The sequence below is a fragment of the Pseudomonas saudimassiliensis genome (genome assembly GCF_000939975.1).
GTDB lineage: Bacteria > Pseudomonadota > Gammaproteobacteria > Pseudomonadales > Pseudomonadaceae > Halopseudomonas > Halopseudomonas saudimassiliensis.
The window spans coordinates 811,933-830,042 of record NZ_LK391969.1 but is presented as its reverse complement, the minus strand read 5'-3'; the positions used below and the strand labels follow the sequence as shown (position 1 = coordinate 830,042).

At 65.0% G+C, this 18,110-nt stretch carries 16 protein-coding genes; 10 read left to right on the top strand and 6 right to left on the bottom strand.

The window, feature by feature from the left end; all coding sequences use genetic code 11:
- Nucleotides 1–94: 94 nt before the first annotated feature.
- From VG99_RS03975 to VG99_RS03940, 8 genes are all read left to right on the top strand, one after another.
- Complete coding sequence (locus tag VG99_RS03975; protein ID WP_044498422.1) at nt 95–1,315, top strand: helix-turn-helix transcriptional regulator; 1,221 nt, start codon at nt 95–97, stop codon at nt 1,313–1,315.
- Between the two features lie 128 nt (nt 1,316–1,443).
- The gene (locus VG99_RS03970; RefSeq protein ID WP_204216687.1) at nt 1,444–2,697 is read left to right on the top strand and encodes a helix-turn-helix transcriptional regulator; all 1,254 of its coding nucleotides are present in this window, start codon (nt 1,444–1,446) and stop codon (nt 2,695–2,697) included.
- Between the two features lie 111 nt (nt 2,698–2,808).
- The gene (locus VG99_RS03965; protein ID WP_044498421.1) at nt 2,809–3,660 is read left to right on the top strand and encodes an SDR family NAD(P)-dependent oxidoreductase; all 852 of its coding nucleotides are present in this window, start codon (nt 2,809–2,811) and stop codon (nt 3,658–3,660) included.
- Nucleotides 3,661–3,849: 189 nt separating this feature from the next.
- The gene (locus VG99_RS03960; protein ID WP_044498420.1) at nt 3,850–4,890 is read left to right on the top strand and encodes a 3-ketosteroid-9-alpha-monooxygenase, oxygenase component; all 1,041 of its coding nucleotides are present in this window, start codon (nt 3,850–3,852) and stop codon (nt 4,888–4,890) included.
- Nucleotides 4,891–5,020: 130 nt separating this feature from the next.
- Nucleotides 5,021–5,905 (top strand): cache domain-containing protein, encoded by an 885-nt coding sequence (locus VG99_RS03955; protein WP_044498419.1) that lies wholly within the window; start codon nt 5,021–5,023, stop codon nt 5,903–5,905.
- The gene (locus tag VG99_RS15455) at nt 5,902–6,543 is read left to right on the top strand and encodes an EthD domain-containing protein (RefSeq protein ID WP_052508689.1); all 642 of its coding nucleotides are present in this window, start codon (nt 5,902–5,904) and stop codon (nt 6,541–6,543) included. Before VG99_RS03955 ends, VG99_RS15455 begins: the two co-directional genes overlap by 4 nt.
- A gap of 44 nt (nt 6,544–6,587) precedes the next feature.
- Nucleotides 6,588–8,108: an amidase gene (locus tag VG99_RS03945; RefSeq protein WP_052508688.1), complete on the top strand. Its 1,521-nt coding sequence runs from the start codon at nt 6,588–6,590 to the stop codon at nt 8,106–8,108.
- An 82-nt stretch (nt 8,109–8,190) separates the two neighbouring features.
- On the top strand, nt 8,191–8,958 hold the full coding sequence (locus VG99_RS03940; RefSeq protein WP_044498418.1) for an SDR family oxidoreductase: 768 nt from the start codon (nt 8,191–8,193) through the stop codon (nt 8,956–8,958).
- 14 nt (nt 8,959–8,972) lie between these two features.
- On the opposite strand, the gene VG99_RS03935 is transcribed toward VG99_RS03940, so the two are convergent.
- From VG99_RS03935 to VG99_RS03910, 6 genes are all read right to left on the bottom strand, one after another.
- Entirely contained in the window at nt 8,973–10,286 is a 1,314-nt protein-coding gene (locus VG99_RS03935; RefSeq protein ID WP_044498417.1) for a spinster family MFS transporter, read from the bottom strand.
- Nucleotides 10,287–10,465: 179 nt separating this feature from the next.
- Nucleotides 10,466–11,491 carry a 4-hydroxy-2-oxovalerate aldolase gene (gene dmpG, locus VG99_RS03930; RefSeq protein WP_044498416.1) on the bottom strand — a complete coding sequence of 342 codons (1,026 nt, stop codon included), beginning with the start codon at nt 11,489–11,491 and terminating at the stop codon, nt 10,466–10,468.
- Nucleotides 11,492–11,501: 10 nt separating this feature from the next.
- The gene (locus VG99_RS03925; RefSeq protein ID WP_044498415.1) at nt 11,502–12,422 is read right to left on the bottom strand and encodes an acetaldehyde dehydrogenase (acetylating); all 921 of its coding nucleotides are present in this window, start codon (nt 12,420–12,422) and stop codon (nt 11,502–11,504) included.
- A gap of 16 nt (nt 12,423–12,438) precedes the next feature.
- Nucleotides 12,439–13,230, bottom strand: coding sequence for a fumarylacetoacetate hydrolase family protein (locus VG99_RS03920; protein ID WP_044498414.1), 792 nt, complete (start codon nt 13,228–13,230; stop codon nt 12,439–12,441).
- A 13-nt stretch (nt 13,231–13,243) separates the two neighbouring features.
- Nucleotides 13,244–14,017 carry a glucose 1-dehydrogenase gene (locus VG99_RS03915; RefSeq protein ID WP_044498413.1) on the bottom strand — a complete coding sequence of 258 codons (774 nt, stop codon included), beginning with the start codon at nt 14,015–14,017 and terminating at the stop codon, nt 13,244–13,246.
- Between the two features lie 11 nt (nt 14,018–14,028).
- Nucleotides 14,029–15,042 (bottom strand): flavin reductase, encoded by a 1,014-nt coding sequence (locus VG99_RS03910; RefSeq protein WP_044498412.1) that lies wholly within the window; start codon nt 15,040–15,042, stop codon nt 14,029–14,031.
- Nucleotides 15,043–15,227: 185 nt separating this feature from the next.
- On the opposite strand from VG99_RS03910, the gene VG99_RS03905 reads away from it, so the two are divergent.
- Complete coding sequence (locus VG99_RS03905) at nt 15,228–16,658, top strand: coniferyl aldehyde dehydrogenase (RefSeq protein WP_044498411.1); 1,431 nt, start codon at nt 15,228–15,230, stop codon at nt 16,656–16,658.
- Between the two features lie 247 nt (nt 16,659–16,905).
- Nucleotides 16,906–18,096 carry an acyl-CoA dehydrogenase family protein gene (locus VG99_RS03900; RefSeq protein WP_044498410.1) on the top strand — a complete coding sequence of 397 codons (1,191 nt, stop codon included), beginning with the start codon at nt 16,906–16,908 and terminating at the stop codon, nt 18,094–18,096.
- Nucleotides 18,097–18,110: the final 14 nt, after the last annotated feature.

Genomic DNA, 18,110 nt, shown 5'->3' with positions numbered 1-18,110 from the left:
ACGATAAGAGACCGGCTTCTGCGGAAGCAACAAACGGCATGAGGTTGCAGCGATGACAACAATAAGCACAACACATACACCACGTACCACAACAATGCAGTTACCGCCCAGCGTGTCCCTGTCCCTGGATGATTACGACCGGATCATCGGGCACATCCATGATGGCGGCCTGGAGACCGAGCAGCTGTCCGTAGCCCTGGAAGAGCTGCGCAATCTGTTCCACGCCAACTATGTCACTCTCATCCTGCGCATTCCCGGGGTCGAGGATGTGGGCCTGATGCTGGTGGCGGGCAATCTGGAAGGCAGTGGCAAGGTCACCTATTTCCGCTACCTGCACGGCGAGACGCCCTTCGCCAGCATGCCGGCCGATCGGGTATTCACCGTGGCCGACGTCATGAGCCCCGCCGAGTGGGAAAGCAGCGCCTACTACCGCGAATACAGCAAGAATAATGATGTCTATCACGTCATGGGCGCGGATATCTCCACCGCCGATGCCGGCGTTCTGCGTTTTCGCATCACCCGTGGCCACCAGCAACCGGCCTTCTCCGAACAGGACAAGGCGCTGTGCACGCGGCTGTTGCCGCACCTGCGGCGCAGCCTGCAGGTGCACAATCTGCTTGGGCGCAGCGAGTCGCTGGGCAGTCTCTATGCCGAGGCCATCAATCGCCTGTCGGTCGCCACCCTGGTGCTCGACGAGGCGGGGAGTGTGCTGCAGCTCAACGACGTGGCCCGGGCGCTGCTCAAGCAAGCCGACGGCCTGAAACTGGTTGGCTCGCGGCTGGAAGCCAGCTACCCCAGTGACAACCGCGAACTGCACAAGCTGATCCGCGACGTACTCGAATCCAAGGATGCACCCCAGCCCCGGGAAGTGCGCGAAGCCCTGTCCATTGCCCGGCCCTCCGGTGAGGTCAGCCTGGGGCTGGTGGTGGAACCCATCCCCGGCGCCCAATGGGCCGAAGGCCGCGGCCAACCTGCGGTGATGGTGTATATCCGCGATGCAGTGGGTAAATCCCAGGTGGATAACCGGATCGCCCGCGAGCTGTTCAACTTCACCCCGGCAGAAACCCTGCTGGCGCTGCAGCTGGCCAACGGGCTGTCGCTGGAGGAAGCAGCCGAAGAGCTGGGTATCATGCGCAATACCGCACGGGCTCATCTGCGGGCGATCTTCTCCAAGACCGGTGTGCGCCGCCAGGCCGAACTGGTCCGAGTGATGCTCAACAGCGTCGGCTCGCTGGGCCGGGGCCAGGTCAGCCCACTGGGCAATCGCGGCGCAATCATCCCGCAACCGGAGCTGCGTTCCCTGCGTAGCCGCTGAATAGGGTCTGAAGGTCGACCCCGGACGGTCGACCTGGAAAGCACGGAGGCTTCAGGCTGACCCCAAGGTCAGCCGCTAATAACGATAAAAAGCCGGCTTAGCCAAGCCAAAGGCAGAGGTACTACAGCATGACAACAACAATGACCACGGCAGTAACTGCACTCCCGATCAGCCACCCGTCCCTGTCGCTGGATGACTACGACCGTATCGTCGGTCTGATTCATGATGGCGCATTGGAGACCGAGCAACTGTCCCTGGCACTGGACGAGCTGCGCGTGTTGTTCCAGGCCAACTATGTCAGCCTGATCCTGCGCGCGCCCTGCGCCGACAGCATGGGCATCACCCTGATCTCCGGCCAGCCCGAGTGGGCCGGCAAGCTGGCCTATTTCAATGATTACCGCTGGGATGCGCCCTTGGGCCGTATGCCGGCCGACCAGGTCTATAGCATGGACCAACTGATGAGCCGCGAGGAATGGGAGAGCAGCACCTACTACCGCGACTACAGCCAGCCCAACGACGTCTACCACATCATGGGCGCCAATATCGCCACCGCCGATGCCGGCGTGCTGGGCTTCCGGCTGACCCGCAGCCAGCGCCAACCGGCTTTCGACGAACAGGACCGGGCCCTGTGCCTGCGGCTGTTGCCGCACCTGCGCCGTAGCCTGCAGGTGCACAACCTGCTGGGGCGCAGCGAGTCGCTGGGTAACCTGTACGCCGCGGCGGTCAACCGGCTGTCGGTGGCTACCCTGGTGCTGGATGCCGCGGGCGGCGTGTTGCAGCTCAACGACGTGGCCCGGGAGCTGCTGGGTCAGGCCGATGGCCTCAAGCTGGTCGGTTCGCGGCTGGAAGCGAGCTACCCCAGCGATAACCGGGAACTGCACAAACTGATCCGCGATGCGGTGGAGTCCAAGGACGCGCCGCAACCCCGGGGCGCCCGGGAGGCGCTGTCGGTCGCCCGGCCCTCCGGCGAAGTCAGCCTGGGTGTGGTGGTCGAGCCCATTGCCGGCGCCGAGTGGGCCGAAGGCCGGGGCCAGCCGGCGGTGATGGTGTATATCCGGGATGCGGTGGGCAAATCCCAGGTAGATAACCGGGTGGCCCGCGAGCTGTTCAACTTCACGCCGGCGGAGACGGCCCTGTCGCTGCAACTGGCCAACGGCCTGTCGCTGGAGGAAGCCGCCGAGGAGCTGGGCATCATGCGCAATACCGCGCGGGCGCACCTGCGGGCAATCTTCTCCAAGACCGGGGTACGCCGCCAGGCCGAGCTGGTGCGGGTGATGCTCAACAGCGTCGGCTCGCTGGGGCGCGGCGGCAATATCAGCCCGCTGCACAAGCCGATCCATGTGATCAGACGCCCGCAGCTGCGCGCGGTACCGGCCAGCTGAACGACGGGCGGCGCCCCCCGCCAGCGGTTCCTAGTCTGCGCAGACGATGAGCGCTGCGCAGCACCCTTCGATACTGCTCCCGGCATAGCCTCAGGCATTCAGGAGCAGAATATGAACAAGGTGGTATTGGTGACCGGCGCCAGCCGTGGCATCGGCCGGGAAACCGCGCTGGCTTTCGCCCGGGCCGGCTTTGATGTGGCGATCAGTGCACGGACGCTGGAAGAGGGGCAGCAGCATGAGCATGCGCTGACCGGAGCGGACGGCAAGCCACTGCCGGGTAGTCTGGCCGCGGTCGCCGCCGAGATCCGCGCACTGGGTCGCCAGGCCTGGTGCATCCCGATGAACCTGCTGGACGCCGCCTCGGTGCAGGCCGCCGCCGAGCAGTTGCTGCGGGAGGCGGGGCGCATCGATGTGCTGGTCAACAACGCGGTGTATCAGGGCAGTGACCTGAACGCCACCTTCCTCGCCCTGACACCCGACACGCTGGAGCGCATGCACCGGGGTTATGTGCTGGCGCCGGTACTGCTCACCCAGCGGCTGTTGCCGGCCATGCTGGAGCAGGGCGCCGGGGTGGTGATCAACATCACCTCGGGGGCCGGCGAGAGCAATCCGCCGGTGGCTGCGGACAAGGGCGGCTGGGGCTATGCCTATGGCGCCGGCAAGGCGGCGGTCTCGCGGCTGTCCGGCGTACTCAGGGCAGAAATGGGCGGGCAGGGGCTGCGCGCCTACACCGTCAACCCCGGGGTAGTCACCACGGACGCACTGAAGGCCACCATTGGCGAGGCCGGGGTACGAGCGCTGGGCGCCGGCTCGGCGCCGCCGCCGGTTCCGGCCGCCGTGATCTGCTGGTTGGCACTGCACGACGAGCAGGGGTTGCACCAGAAGCGCACCGTACATGCCCAGCCCTTTGCCCTGGAGCACGGCATAGTGCCGGCCTGGAACCATCCCGACCAGGCCGTCTGATGTCACCCGCTGGCGCCCTAGTCCAAGTGAGGGATGTAGCGGGCGCCATGCTGGCGCGAAGATACCGCACATCGGATGTGGTTTTCCGACAGGTTCATGCCGCCGCATCGGGCGGTGCTGCATGGTGGGCTGAACCGAGCCGTGCCGAAAAACTATAACAACGCTCAACGCTCAGTGAGGATCGGGATTATGAATCAGATGATCGAAATCAAACCCGTGGCGGAAACGGCAGAGTACCGTTACGCCCGCGGTTGGCATTGTATTGGCGAAGCAGCCAGCTTCCGTGACGGCAAGCTGCACACCCTGAATATCTTCGGCACGCGCCTGCTGGCCTTCGTCGGCAAGGACGACCAGATCGCCGTGCTGGACTCCTATTGCCCGCATATGGGCGCAGACCTGTCCCAGGGCCAGCTGGTGGATGGCAAGGTGATCTGCCCGTTCCACCATTGGCAATTCGATGCCAGCGGCCGCTGTACCGACATTCCCTACTGCAAGCGCATTCCGCCCAAGGCCAAGACCCGCAAGTGGCTGACCTGCGAGGTCAACCGGTTGCTGTTCGTCTGGCACAACCCGGAAGGCTTGCCGCCGGCAGAGGGCGTCGAGATCCCCTACTTCCCGGAAATCGACAGCCCCGAGTGGGACAACGACTGGCACCTGGACCTGATGATCATCGACACCCACCCGCGCGAACTGGTGGACAACCTGGTCGATGCGCAGCATTTCGGTCCGGTACACGATGCGCCGACCAAGTATTTCCGCAATACCTTCCAGGGGCACATCGGCACCCAGCTGTTCCACGGTGATTCCGAACGCCTGGGCGGCGACCTGGTGGCGGACTCGGCCTATTACGGCCCGGCGACCCACTTCACCCGCATGACCGCGGAATACGACGGCATGAAGGTGGAGTCGATCCTGCTCAACTGCCACGTGCCGACCAAACCGAACCAGTTCGAGCTGCGTTTCGGCGTACTGGTCAAGAAAATCCCCGGCTGGACCGATGAACAGAACCAGGCGCTGGCGCTGGAGTATGTGCAACAGAACCGCAACTCCTTCTACCAGGACGTGGATATCTGGAGTACCAAGCGGCCGGTGGACTTCCCGGTACTGGCGGAAGGGGACGGCCCCATCTACCAGCTGCGTGAATGGTACGCACAGTTCTACACCGATGAGGCCGAGATCCCGGCGGAGATGAACGAGCTGCGCGAGTTCATTACCGTCGACAATCGCTGAGCCGGACCGGCAGTGAACAGGGCCGCCCCATGGGGCGGCCTTTTTCGTTGCTGCCGTCCGAACGGACGATGTTGCCGCCGGCGGCATATCCTACCGTCAGGGCTACCCTGTGACGGATCGGGAGTTGCTGATGACACCAATGAAGAAATGGCTGGCGGCCGGTATGCTGCTGTCGGCGCTGTTCTGCGGCGTACTGGTCGCCGCTACCACGACCAAGAGTGACGAGGAGCGCGCCCGGGCGTTGCTGGAGCGGGCGGTGGCCTATTACCAGGAGGAGGGCGAGCGCGCCTTTGCCGCCTTCAGCCGGACCGGGCCCTTCTCCGAGGATGACCTGTACGTCTTTGTAGTCGACCGTAAAGGCACCATGCTGGCCAGCGGCGGCCCGTCGCGCAAGCTGATCGGGCGGGACATATCGCCCCTGCTGGATGACCAGTTGCAACTGGGGTTCGAGGCGGTGCTGGCGCAGCCGGTCACCGGCCAGATCCAGCAAGGCGAGTATCGCTGGATCAATTGGCGGCAGGGCCGGGTCGAGCGCAAGAAGGCCTTCTACCAGATCCTCGATGAACACATCCTTGCCGTCGGCTACTACATTCCCCGCTCCGATCCCGCCGATGCGCAGAACATGCTGGAACGGGTCGCGGCCGCGCTGACCGACGATGCCGAACAAACCATCCGCCAGATCAACCAGCTGGATGCCCAGTTCTACCAGGACGACACCTATCCGGTGATCATCGACAGCGAGACCGAGCGTTTCGTTGGCCATGGCTACAACCGTGGCCTGGTCGGCAGCCGCTTCGACAATGTCGACGACCATGCCGGCGAGCCCCTGGGGGCGCCGCTGCTGGAATATATGCAGGGCCGTGACACTGGCCAGTTCAGTTACCAGTGGCGCAACCCGGCGACCCAGAAGGTCGAGCCCAAGACGGCGCTGATCCAGCGGGTGGGCCGCTACTTGGTACTGGTTGGCTGGTACGGCGAGATGCCGGACAACCCGATGGCGAAGGAAAAGGAATGAAAGCTGTTTCCCTGGTTTCACGGCGCGCCGACCTGGACCGCGCCGGGTTTCGGGATTACTACGAAACCACCCACTGCCCGCTGGCCATGCAGTATTTCCCGTTCCTGGGCTATACGCGCAACCATCTGCTCGATCATCCGGAGCTGGATTTCGATTGCATCAGTGAATTCGAAGCCCCGGCCTGGCTGGATGACGTGGATGTGATGGGCTCCCGCTCCCGGCAGCTGGTCATGGACGATGAACTGAAATTCATGGACCCGGCGCGGATCCGCGTCGCCGGGGTGCGCCGGCATGTGTTGATCACCCCAGCCCGGGACCCGGCGACAGGGCGGCTCGACAGCCGGGTCCTGCTGCTGGAATGGCACGGGGACAGTCTGCTGGCCGAGGCGCGGCAGTTGGCCGAGCAACTGACGAGTGCCCGCCCGGATCTGCACGGCATGCACCTGGACCTGCTGGACAATGACCCGCGCTGCCCGCTGCCCTGTAACGCGCTGTTATGGATCGACTGGCTTGATCGCAGCGAGCCGCTACCCGCCGCGCTGACGCAATTGCCCGGGCTGCAGAGGATGGTGCAGGTCGAGCGATGTGATACCCCACTGGCGACCCTGCAGGAAAGGTTCGTCGCCTTTCAGCCGTGACCAAGACAAGACAAAACACCACACAATAAGAACAAGGAGGGGTGATGCCCGGGATAACACGACGGCATTTCCTGCAGGGCACGGCCTGCCTGGCGGCCGGCACCGCGTTGGGCCTGCGCCCGCTGCCGGCAATGGCTGCAGGCAGCATGGGTTTTAATGAATACCGGCGCTGCGATGGCCTGGAGCTGGCCCGGCTGGTCCGGCAGGGCGAGGTCAGCCCCGCCGAACTGCTGGAGCTGGCGATCGCCCGTACCGAACAGGTCAATCCCCACATCAACGCGGTGGTCATCAGGCATTATGAGACTGCGCGCCGGCTGGCCGGGGAGGCCCTGCCCGACGGCCCGTTCCGTGGGGTGCCCTTCCTGCTCAAGGACCTGGGTGTCAGCATGGCCGACACCATCACCACCCACGGCTCGCGGTTCTTTCGCGAGGCCCGGGTTGCGGCGGACGATGCCTATGTGCGCCGGGCGCGCCAGGCGGGATTGGTGATCTTCGGCAAGACCAACAGTCCCGAGTTCGGCAACAGTCCGTCCACCGAAGGCACCCTGTTTGGCGATACGCGCAATCCCTGGAATCTTGAACACAGCGCCGGCGGCTCTTCCGGGGGCGCGGCGGCGGCCGTGGCGGCGGGCATCCTGCCGGTGGCCCATGCCAGTGATGGCGGCGGCTCGATCCGCCTGCCGGCGTCCTCCTGCGGCCTGTTCGGTCTCAAGCCGAGTCGCGACCTGGTGCCGATCGGCAATGGCCCGGGCGAAGCCCGCGGCCTGTTGTCGGCGCAACATGTGATCAGCCGCAGCGTGCGTGACTCGGCCGCCATGCTCGATGCGCTGGCCTGGGAAACCCCCGGGCCGGGTTTCGGCGCGCCGGGGCAGGGCAGTTATCTCGACCAGCTGCAGCAGGCGCTGCGGCGTTTGCGCATTGCGGTGATGCGCAAGCCGCTGCTGGAGATGCCGGTGGACGCGGTCTGCCTGGCGGCGCTGGACCAGGCCGTGCAGCTGTGCAGCGAGCTGGGCCATGAGCTGGTGGAGGCGGTTCCCGAGGTGGACATGCGCGCCGCCATGCAGGCTTCCGGTACCCTCAGTGTGGCCGGCCTGGCCGAACGGGTGGCTCAGCGGGAAACCCAGCTGGGGCGCAAGGTGACCGCGGACGATCTGGAACCGGTGAACATGGAGATGCTGGCCTGGGGGCGGCAGCTCAGCGCCGTGGATTACCTGCGCGCCCAGGAAGGGTTGCGTCAGACCAGCCGTGACATGACCCGCTTCATGGAGCACTTTGACCTGGTGCTCAGCCCGACCATGACCTGGGCGCCCCCGCCGCTGGGCGTGGTGGACATGGACCTGCCGCTGGATCAATTCGGCCCGGTGGCTACCCGCAGTTCGGTATTTACCGTGCTGTACAACATCACCGGCCAGCCGGCGATGTCGGTGCCCTTGTACTGGAGCCCGGAGGGATTGCCGGTCGGCGTGATGTTCGCCGGCCGCTTCGGTGCCGAGCGCACCCTGCTGCAGCTGGCCGGCCAGCTGGAACAGGCGCAGCCCTGGTTCGATCGGCTGCCGCCGGTCTGATCCAGCTGCTTCACCAAGGAATAGAGACCGGGCTGGTCGACGTCGGCCAACCTGCAAGAGCCATCACAACAGGAGTTCAAGCATGCCCATTACCGCCATTACCGGCGCCGCCTCCGGCATCGGTGCCGCGCTATCCCGGCAGTTGCAGGAGGCCGGCCACACTGTTATCGGCATTGACCGCGCCAACAGTGACATCAACGCCGACCTGGCCACCGCTGCGGGGCGCCAGCAGGCGATCAGCGAGGTACTCGACCGCTGTGGCGGAACGCTGGATCATCTGGTGCTGTGCGCCGGTGTTGGCGTCACCGCGCCAAGTTGCGGGCTGATTCTGGCGGTCAATTATTTTGCCGCCAGCAGTCTGCTCGCGGGTCTGGCTGATGCGCTGAGCAAGGGTAGCCAGCCGTCCGCCGTGGTGGTCGGTTCGGTCGCCTCGGTGCAGCCGGGGGCGGACAAGCAAGCCATCGTCGAGCTGATGCTGGCCGGTGAGGAAAGCGCCGCCATCGAAGCGGCCAATCAGGCCGCCGAGCCGAGCATGGCCTATGCCGGTTCCAAATACGCCATCAGCGCGCTGGTGCGCCGGCAGGTGCACGACTGGGCCAGACGCGGCGTGCGGCTCAATGTGGTCGCGCCGGGCGTGGTCGAGACGCCCCTGTACCAGGCGTCCACCGAGGACCCGCGCTATGGTGAGGCGACCCGCAAGTTCGTCGCGCCGCTGGGCCGTGGCAGCCAGCCCGGGGAACTGGCCGAGGTGATCCGCTTCCTGTTGTCGCCGCAGGCGAGCTTCATCCATGGCACTGTGTTGTTTGCCGACGGCGGCATGGATGCCATGGTACGCCCCGGTCGCTTCTGAGCGCCGGGTTCCCCTCACGTTGCTGGCAACGCCTGCGCTGGCGCGAAGGCCTGCTGGCGGTACAGCCGCCACAGCAGGAACATCGCTAGCAGCAGGCTCAGGTGCACCAGCAGCAGGGCATGCCGCAGCGACTCGCCGCCACTCCAGGGCAGCAACAGGTCGCTTAACGCACCGGTCAACAGCGGCCCGAGGCCGATCCCGGCCAGGGTAGTGCAGATGGTCTGCAGGGCAATGGCGGTAGCGCGCTGCCAGGGGCTGACCATCTGCGTCAACAGATTGAAGCAGGGCGCCACCCACCACATGGTGAAGAAACCCGCCAGCGCGCACCAGAGCATGGCGGCTGGCACATCGACCGCGCCCACCCGGAACGCGATGCCCGGCGGCCAGAGCAGGTACAGCAGCATGCTGAGCAGGGTGAAGCCAGTGCCAATCAGCGGCAAGCCCAGCAGCCAGGCCGGGCTGCGCACATTCAGCCGATCACTCAGCCAACCGCTGAACAGCCCGCCCACAGCCGCGCTGCAACCGGTGACCACTCCGGCGAGGATGCCGGCACTCTGCAGCGACAGGCCATGGGAGCGGATCAGGAACGGCGTGTTCCACATGGCAAAGGCCAGCCCGCTGAAACTGAACCAGGCGCAGGCGGCGACCAGCTTGCGATAGTGGGGGTTGCCCAGCAGCTGCCCTGCCGAACGCCACAGGGTCAGCCCCGGTGCACCGGCATGCAGTGGATTGTCGAAACGGCCGCGGGGTGGCTCGCGCACGGCGAGCGCCAACAGTACCGAGATCAGCAGCGGGGGCGTGGCGATGATATGAAAGCCGGTGCGCCAGCCCCAGGTGTCGATGACCCAGGCGCCCAGGCTCAACCCGACGATGGCGGACAGCGTTGGTGCAGCGGTAAAGCAGCTGATGGCCAGGGAACGGTTGCGTGCCGGGTACAGGTCGGCAATCAGCGATAGGGAGGCAGGGGTAACCGGTGCTTCGGTCACCGCCACCAGCATGCGCGCCACCACCAGCATCGGGAAACTGACGGCCAAGCCGCAGATAACCGTGGTGATCGCCCAGACGACGCCGCACAGGGCCAACAGGCGAACCCGGGAGTGGCGGTCAGCCAGGCCCCCGGCAGGCAGGCCCATCAGGGCGTAGGCCACGGCAAAGGCCAGCCCGGAAATCAGTCCCATGGCGGTATCGCTGGCACCGAACTCGAGTTTGATGGGCTCTATCATCACCGCCATGATCTGGCGGCCGAGAAAGATGCTCGCATAACCCCCGACCAGCAGGGCCAGCACCGTATGGCTGGCTCTGCTGGTGTGGATATCGGTTGCCGACATGGTGGATCTCCTGGGTTGGGGGAGGGCAGCGGGCCTGGGAGCTGCGCCCCGGCTACGACCGGTCGGGCCGAATCCGAGGCGCGCCAGACGCGACCAGTCCAGTCCGCCGGCAGCGGTTGCGGTGCCGGCTAGCCTTGGTACGAGCTGGTGCTCGAACCATCCCAGATGGTGCCGCTGGCTCAGCCCTGGCGCTGCTTGAGCAGGGTAAGCGCGGTGTCTTCGATCATGTCTTCCTGGCCGCCAACCATGCCGCGGCGGCCCATCTCGACCAGGATTTCCCGGGCCGGTACGCCGTACTTCTTCTCGGCGCGCTTGGCGAACAGCAGGAAGGAGCCGTAGACGCCGCCATAGCCCATGGTCAGGGCGTCCTTGTCGCTGCGGATGGGGAAGTCCATGATCGGCACCACCAGGTCGTCGGCTACGTCCTGGATACCGAACACGTCAACGCCGGTCTCGATACCCATGCGCGCGCACACGGCGACCAGGATCTCCATCGGCGTATTGCCGGCGCCGGCGCCCAGCCCTGCAGCGGCGGCGTCGATACGGGTAGCACCGCACTCGATCGCGGCGATGGAGTTGGCTACGCCCATGGCCAGGTTGTGGTGACCGTGGAAGCCTATCTCGGTGTCCGGGCGCAGGGCGGCGCGCACCGCGCTGATCCGCGCGCTGACATCATGGGGCAGCATATAGCCCGCCGAGTCGGTGATGTATACGCAGTTGGCACCATAGCTTTCCATCAGCCTGGCCTGCTCGGCCAGGCCTTCGGGGCTGTTCATGTGCGCCATCATCAGAAAGCCGACGGTGTCCATCTCCAGCTTGCGGGCCAGGTTGATGTGCTGTTCGGACACATCGGCCTCGGTGCAGTGGGTGGCCACGCGGATAGTATTGACGCCGATCTCCCGGGCCATTTTCAGGTGGTCGATGGTACCGATGCCCGGCAGCAGCAGGGCGGATACCTTGGCGTTCTTCATCAATGGCACCACGGCCGACAGGTACTGCTCGTCGGTATGCGCCGGGAAGCCGTAGTTCACCGAGCTGCCGCCCAGGCCGTCACCGTGGGTTACTTCGATCAGCGGAATGCCCGCATCATCCAGACCTTTGGCGATGGCCTGCATCTGCTCCAGGCTGATCTGGTGGCGCTTGGGGTGCATACCATCACGCAGGGTCATGTCGTGCAGTGTGATTTTCTTGCCTTGCAGGTTCATGGGCGGCTCCTTACAGGGTGGCGGCAATGGCGTCGGGGTCGAAACTGCCATCGAGCATCTTCTCGGCGAACAGTTCGGCGGTGCGAGCGCCGGCGGCGGTCATGATGTCCAGATTGCCGGCGTACTTGGGCAGGAAGTCGCCAAGACCCTCGACCTCCATGAACACCGAGACGCGGTTGCCGTCGAATACCGGGCCGTTGACCAGCTTGTAACCGGGCACGTATTTCTGCACCTCGGCAATCATGCTGTGGATCGAGTCGGTGATGCGCGCCTGGTCCGGGGTGTCGGTCGTCAGGCAGTGGATGGTGTCGCGCATGATCAGCGGCGGCTCGGCCGGGTTGATGACGATGATCGCCTTGCCCTTCTTCGCGCCGCCCACCTGCTCGATGGCGCCGGAGGTGGTGCGGGTGAATTCATCGATATTCTTGCGCGTGCCCGGTCCTACTGAGCGGGACGACACGGTCGCGACGATCTCGCCGTATTCCACCGATTGCACACGGGATACCGCGGCGACCATGGGAATGGTGGCCTGGCCACCGCAGGTGACCATGTTGACGTTGAGAATCGGCTGACCTGCGTGTTCTTGCAGATTCACCGAGGGCACCACGAAGGGGCCGATCGCCGCCGGGGTCAGGTCGATCATCCATACGCCCAGCTCGTTGAGCTTGCGGCTGTTCTCGGCATGCACATAGGCCGAGGTGGCATCGAAGGCGATGCGGATGTCGTCGTCACGTACGTGCGGCAACAGGCCATCGACACCCTCGCTGGTAGTCTTCAGGCCCATTTCCTCGGCGCGCTTGAGGCCCTCGGAGGTGGGGTCGATGCCGACCATCCACACCGGCTCCAGTACCTCGCTGCGCTGCAGCTTGTACAGCAGGTCGGTGCCAATATTGCCAGGCCCGATCAGGGCACAGCGGATCTTCTTGCTCATGGGTTGCCTCCGGACGTTAGTCGATGAAACGCAGGCTGGCATTACCCAGTCCGCTGATGTGCATGTCGATATGGTCGCCGGCACTGACCGGCACCAGCGGCGCCAGCGCGCCGGACAGGATGATTTCGCCCCGGCGGAAGGGGATCCCGAGCTTGCCCAGGGTGTTGGCCAGCCAGGCGACGGCCTCGCAGGGGTGGCCCTGGACGGCCGAACCCAGGCCGCTACCGGCCGGCTGGCCGTTGCGGCGCATGTTCAGTTCAACCGCGGCCAGATCCAGGCTGCGCGGATCGATGCGCGACTCGCCCAGTGCGAAGACCCCGCAGGAGGCGTTGTCCGCCACGGTATCCTCGATGCGGATCTGCCAGTTGGCGATACGCGAATCGACAATCTCGAAGCAGGGCGCCACCGACTCGGTCGCCGCCAGCACATCGCCGGCGGTCATGCCGGGGCCGTTCAGGTCCTCGGCCAGGATGAAGGCAATCTCGCCTTCGGCGCGGGGGGCGATCAGGTTGTATTCGGCCAGGCTCACGGCGCTGTCGTCGGCCACCTGCATGCGGTCGGTGAGAAAACCGAAGTCCGGCTGGTGCACATTGAGCATGTCCTGCACGGCCTTGCTGGTAACGCCGATCTTCTTGCCGATCACGCGCTCGCCCAGCGCCTCGCGGCGCTGCAGGAACTGCAGGGAAATACGGTAGGCATCGTCCAGGGTAATCTGCGGGTAGCGCTCGGTCAGTGGCGCCAGCGCCGTGCGGTCGCGCAGGGCGGCATGCAGTTCATCGCCCAGCGCCTTGATCAGTTGTTCGTCCATTATCGGGTTCCGTTCAGGTAGGGAAGACGCTGGTTTCGGCACCGCCATCGACTTCGATGACCTTGCCGGTCACCCAGCGCGAAGCCGGGGACGCCAGGTAGAGCGCCGCGGCGGCGATATCTTCTACTTCGCCCAGGCAGCCCAGGGGCGTATTGTTTTCCATGATCTGGCGAATCTCGTCGGTCATCACCCCAGCCAGCGCGTCGGTCATGATCGGCCCGGGGGCGATGGCGTTGATGCGGATCACCGGGGCGAAGTCCTGGGCCAGCATCTTGCCCAGGTGAGTCAACGCCGCCTTGGCCGCGGCGTAGCGGCTGAAATTGCGCTGGATATAACGCGCCGCCCCGGAGGTAATGTTGATGACGTTGCCCTGGCCGGCCTCACGCATGTGCGGCGCGCACAGCTGGATGAGGTGATAGGCGCTGGTAACGTTGAAGTGCATTGAGCGGTCGAACTCCTGCCAGCTCAGTTTCAACGGACTGTTGGGCCCGCCGCCGCCGGCGTTGTTGACCAGATGGGTCAGCTTGCCGAAGGCCGCCACAGCGGCGGCAACGGCGGCTTCGCGCTGGGCGGCGTCATTGACATCGCAACTGAGCGCAATGGCCTGGCCGCCCTGGCGGCGAATCTGCTCGGCAACGGCTTCCACATCAGCCAGGGTGCGGGCGGCGCAGACGACACTGGCACCAGCCTCGGCATAGGCCAGGGCAATCGCCTGGCCAATACCCTTGCCGGCGCCGGTGACCAGGGCCACGCTGCCATCCAGGGAAAATCGCTCAAGGAGTGACATGCCGCGGCCCCTTAATCAGCGTTAGGCTGTTGATCAGCCGGGCCGTCGAGGGTCCAGAGATCGGGCAAGCCGGGGTCGGTCGCCTGGATCAGTCGCTTGAGCAGGAACTTCAGCGCCTGGGTATCGCCGACGCCGAGCTTTTCGGTGACTTCTTCCTCGACAGCCTTGGCCAGCGCCACATGCTCCAGGGAGACTTCGCGGCCTTCCCCGGTCAGCAGGAAACGCTGTTCACCGGATTGTTCGTCAGCCACGATGTAGCCCTGTTTCTGCAGGAACAGCAGCATGGAGATCGACACCTCGCGTCCGGTATAGGCGACGAAGTGGTTGATTTCCTTGAGGGTAAGGTTGTCCTGGATACTCAGTACCGACAGTACGAAGAAGGCGTGTTCATCGAGCTGGTGGTTCTGCAGCAGGGTGCGCAGGTAGGCTACCAGCTGGTAGTGGGCGCGGCCGGCCAGGTAGCCCAGCAGATCCTCGGTATAACTGCAGTCCGGGGCGACCTGCTCAATCCGCGACAGGCGCACGCCTTCGCGCGGCTTGCGTGCGGTCAGGGCATACTGGCCGCTCTGGAAGGCCAGCGGCGGCAGGTGGCTCTGGTCGAAACCGAGCACCTCGCCGACAAATATCATGTGGTCGCCGCCCTCGTACATGAAGGCGGTGCGGCACTGGAAGCGTGCAGTGCAGTTGTGCAGCAGCGGGATGTCGTTGATGCCGCGATCCAGTTCGATGCCGGCAAACTTGTCTTCGCCACGGGCGGCAAAACGGCCCGACAGGCCTTCCTGCTCTACCGAGAGCACATGTACGTTCCACTGCTTGGTATGGGCGAAGGCATCCAGGCTGTAGGCGGACTTGGCCAGACTCCACAACACCAGTGGCGGGTTGAGCGATACCGAGTTGAAGCTGTTGGCGGTAATGCCAACCGGTGAGCCATCTGCAGCACGGGTGGTGATGATGGTCACGCCCGTGGTGAAGGTGCTCAGGGCGTCGCGAAACGCCCTGGGATTGAAGCTTGCCTGAGCAGTCATATCTGCCTCGTATTATTCAGGTTCAGTGGCCGCAGTATTGGGCGGGGACACTGGCCGGTCATCGTCTTTATGGACTAACGCAGAGTGGGGATACTGGTCCGAATGGACGAGGTGCGGGGCAGGGCGCTTATCTATCTTGCGGGCTACTACGATGCTACGGCAAACAAGAACAAGGAGAAGGCTGCATGCGTGCCCATCTGCAATCCATCGACGAGTTATCTTCCCTGCTTGCAGCTCAGCGCCAGGCATTTGACCAGCAGGGTCCGGTCAGTGCCGAGCAGCGCCGCAGCCGCCTTCAGCAGGTGATCGATCTGCTGGTCGACCACCATCAGCCGCTGGCCGAGGCCATGGATGCCGACTTCGGCGGGCGCCACCCGGGCTTCGGCCTGATGAACGATGTGCTGGGGTCGCTGGGCTCACTCAAGCATGCCCGCGATCATCTGGAGGGCTGGATGGCAGACGAGCCACGCCCGGTGTTTGCCCCCTATGACCAGCTGGGCGCCCAGGGCTGGGTTCGTTACCAGCCCAAGGGTAGTGTCGGCATCATCGGCACCTGGAACGCACCACTGTTTACTTTGCTGAGCCCATTGGCTTGCGCTTTTGCCGCCGGCAACCGGGCGGTGCTCAAACCATCGGAAATCGTCCCGCGCACCGCCGAGCTTTTGGCGCAGTTGATTGGCGAACGCTTCGACCCGTTGGAGCTGGCGATCATCACCGGCGGGGTGGAGGTGGGGCAGGCCTTCGCCAGCCAGCCCTTCAATCACCTGGTATTCACCGGCAGCACCGAGGTGGGCCGCGACATCATGCGCCGGGCCGCGGACAACCTGGTGCCCGTGACCCTGGAGCTGGGCGGCAAGTCGCCGGTCGTTATCGGTGAGAGTGCCGATATCGCCGAGGCGGCGCGACGGCTGGCCATTGCCAAGGGCACCAATGGCGGGCAAATTTGCATTTCCCCGGATCGGGTATTCGTGCCGGTGGCGCAGCGCGAACAATTCATCCGCCAGTTCGCCGAGGCCTACAGCGGGCTGTACCCCACGGTGACGGATAACCCGGATCTGGTCAGTGTGGTCAATGAGCGCCATCTCCAGCGCCTTGATGCCTACCTGGACGAGGTCCGCGACCTGGGCGTGGAGGTTGTCCAGTGCCCCGACGTGGCCTTCGATGCCAGCCAGCGCAAGCGGCCCCTGAGCCTGGTGATCAATCCGCCCTTGACCAGTCGCATCATGCGCGAGGAAATCTTCGGCCAGGCGCTGGTGGTGCTCAGCTACAGCGACATCCACCATGTGGTCGAGGAGATCAACCAGGGCGAACGGCCGCTGGCGCTGTACTACTTCGGCAGCGACCAGGCCGAGCAGCACTATGTGCTGGGCCACACCCTGTCCGGCGGCGTGAGCATCAACGATGCGCTGATGCATGCGGCGCTGGAAAACGCACCCTTCGGCGGCGTCGGCGCCTCCGGTCTGGGGCGTTACCACGGCCATGAAGGCTTTCTCGAGTTCAGTCACGTGCGCACGGTATACCAGGCGCCGGCCACGGACCCGCGCGGCGACTGGGGCATGCTGCCGCCCTACCACGAGGGTTTTACTGCGGTCATGCAGTCGCAGATCAGCCGCTGAACCCGCGCTATTGATGGACCTCTCGGCCTTCCTGGCCGGGAGTTGCCCCATGCCTGCACGCCTATGCGCGCTGGGTCACCGACCGGTGGCTCGGCGTTGCCGCTATTCTGCGGTTGCCGGAATTACCTCATTTTCGCCTACTGGCCCAGCCATAGTCCGCTTTGACGATGAGTGGCCGGCACCGGCTCCAGATAATCGAAACAGCTGCGCATAGGGGCGCTGCCGATAGTCTCTGGAGGAGCACACGATGGGTGTCACCCGCGAAAGAAGTGAAAAAGAACGCGAATTGCTGGCCAGCGCACGGCAGTTGATCCCGGCCCTGCGGGCGCGAGCCGAACAGGCTGACCGGGACATGAAAGTGCCGGTCGAGACTGTGGCTGATATGCGCGAGGCGGGACTGTTCCGCGCCATGCAGCCCAAGCGCTTCGGCGGTTTCGAGATGGACCCGCGTGGGTTCTTCGAGATCCAGATGGCACTGGCCGAAGGCTGCATGTCCACCGCCTGGATCTACGGCGTGATGGGCGTACATCCCTGGCAGCTGGCACGCTTCGACGTGCAGGCCCAGGAAGATGTGTGGGGCGACAACCCCGACACCCTGGTGGGCTCGACCTACATGCCGGTCGCCAAGGTCACGCCGGTCGAGGGTGGTTATCGCATCAGCGGCCGCTGGGGTTTCTCCAGCGGCAGCGAGCACTGCACCTGGACCCTGCTGGGCGGCATCATCCCGCCGGATGCCAATGGCGAAGGCGCCGAACATGGCACCTTCCTGGTGCCGATCAGCGACTACCGTATCGAGCGCAACTGGGATGTGCTGGGCCTGCGCGGCACCGGTAGTCATGACATCGTGGTGGAAGATGCCTTCGTGCCCTTCCACCGGGTCCAGCGCACCAACAACACCAGCATGGAGGCCACCCCCGGTCGCCTGGTCAATACCAATCCGCTGTACGCCATTCCCTTCGCGCAGATCTTTACCCGCGCGGTATCCAGCTCCTGCCTGGGTGCGTTGCAGGGGGCGATCAACGAATTCCGTGCCAATGCTGCCAAGCATATCGGCAAGCACGGCGCCAAGACCGCGGAAGACCCGCTGGCCCAGGAAGTGGTGGCCGACGCGACCCTGACCCTGGACCAGCTCCGGCTGGTGCTCGAGCGCAACATGGCGCACCTGATGGAGCTGGCCGAGCGCAACGAGTTCCCCGATGTGGAAACCCGTCTGCTGTACCGCTACCAGTCGGCCTACGTGACCAATATCTGTGCCGACAAGGCCGATCAGCTGCTGCGCTGCATGGCGGCGTCCGGCCTGTACAACACCAACCCGGTGGCCCGCGTGTTCCGCGACCTGCACCAGGCGCGGGGGCATATCTCCAACAACGTGGCGGCCTTCGCCCGGACCTACGGTGCGGTGCAGCTGGGCCTGCCCAACCCTGACCCCTACGTCTGATCCAACCTGGCCGC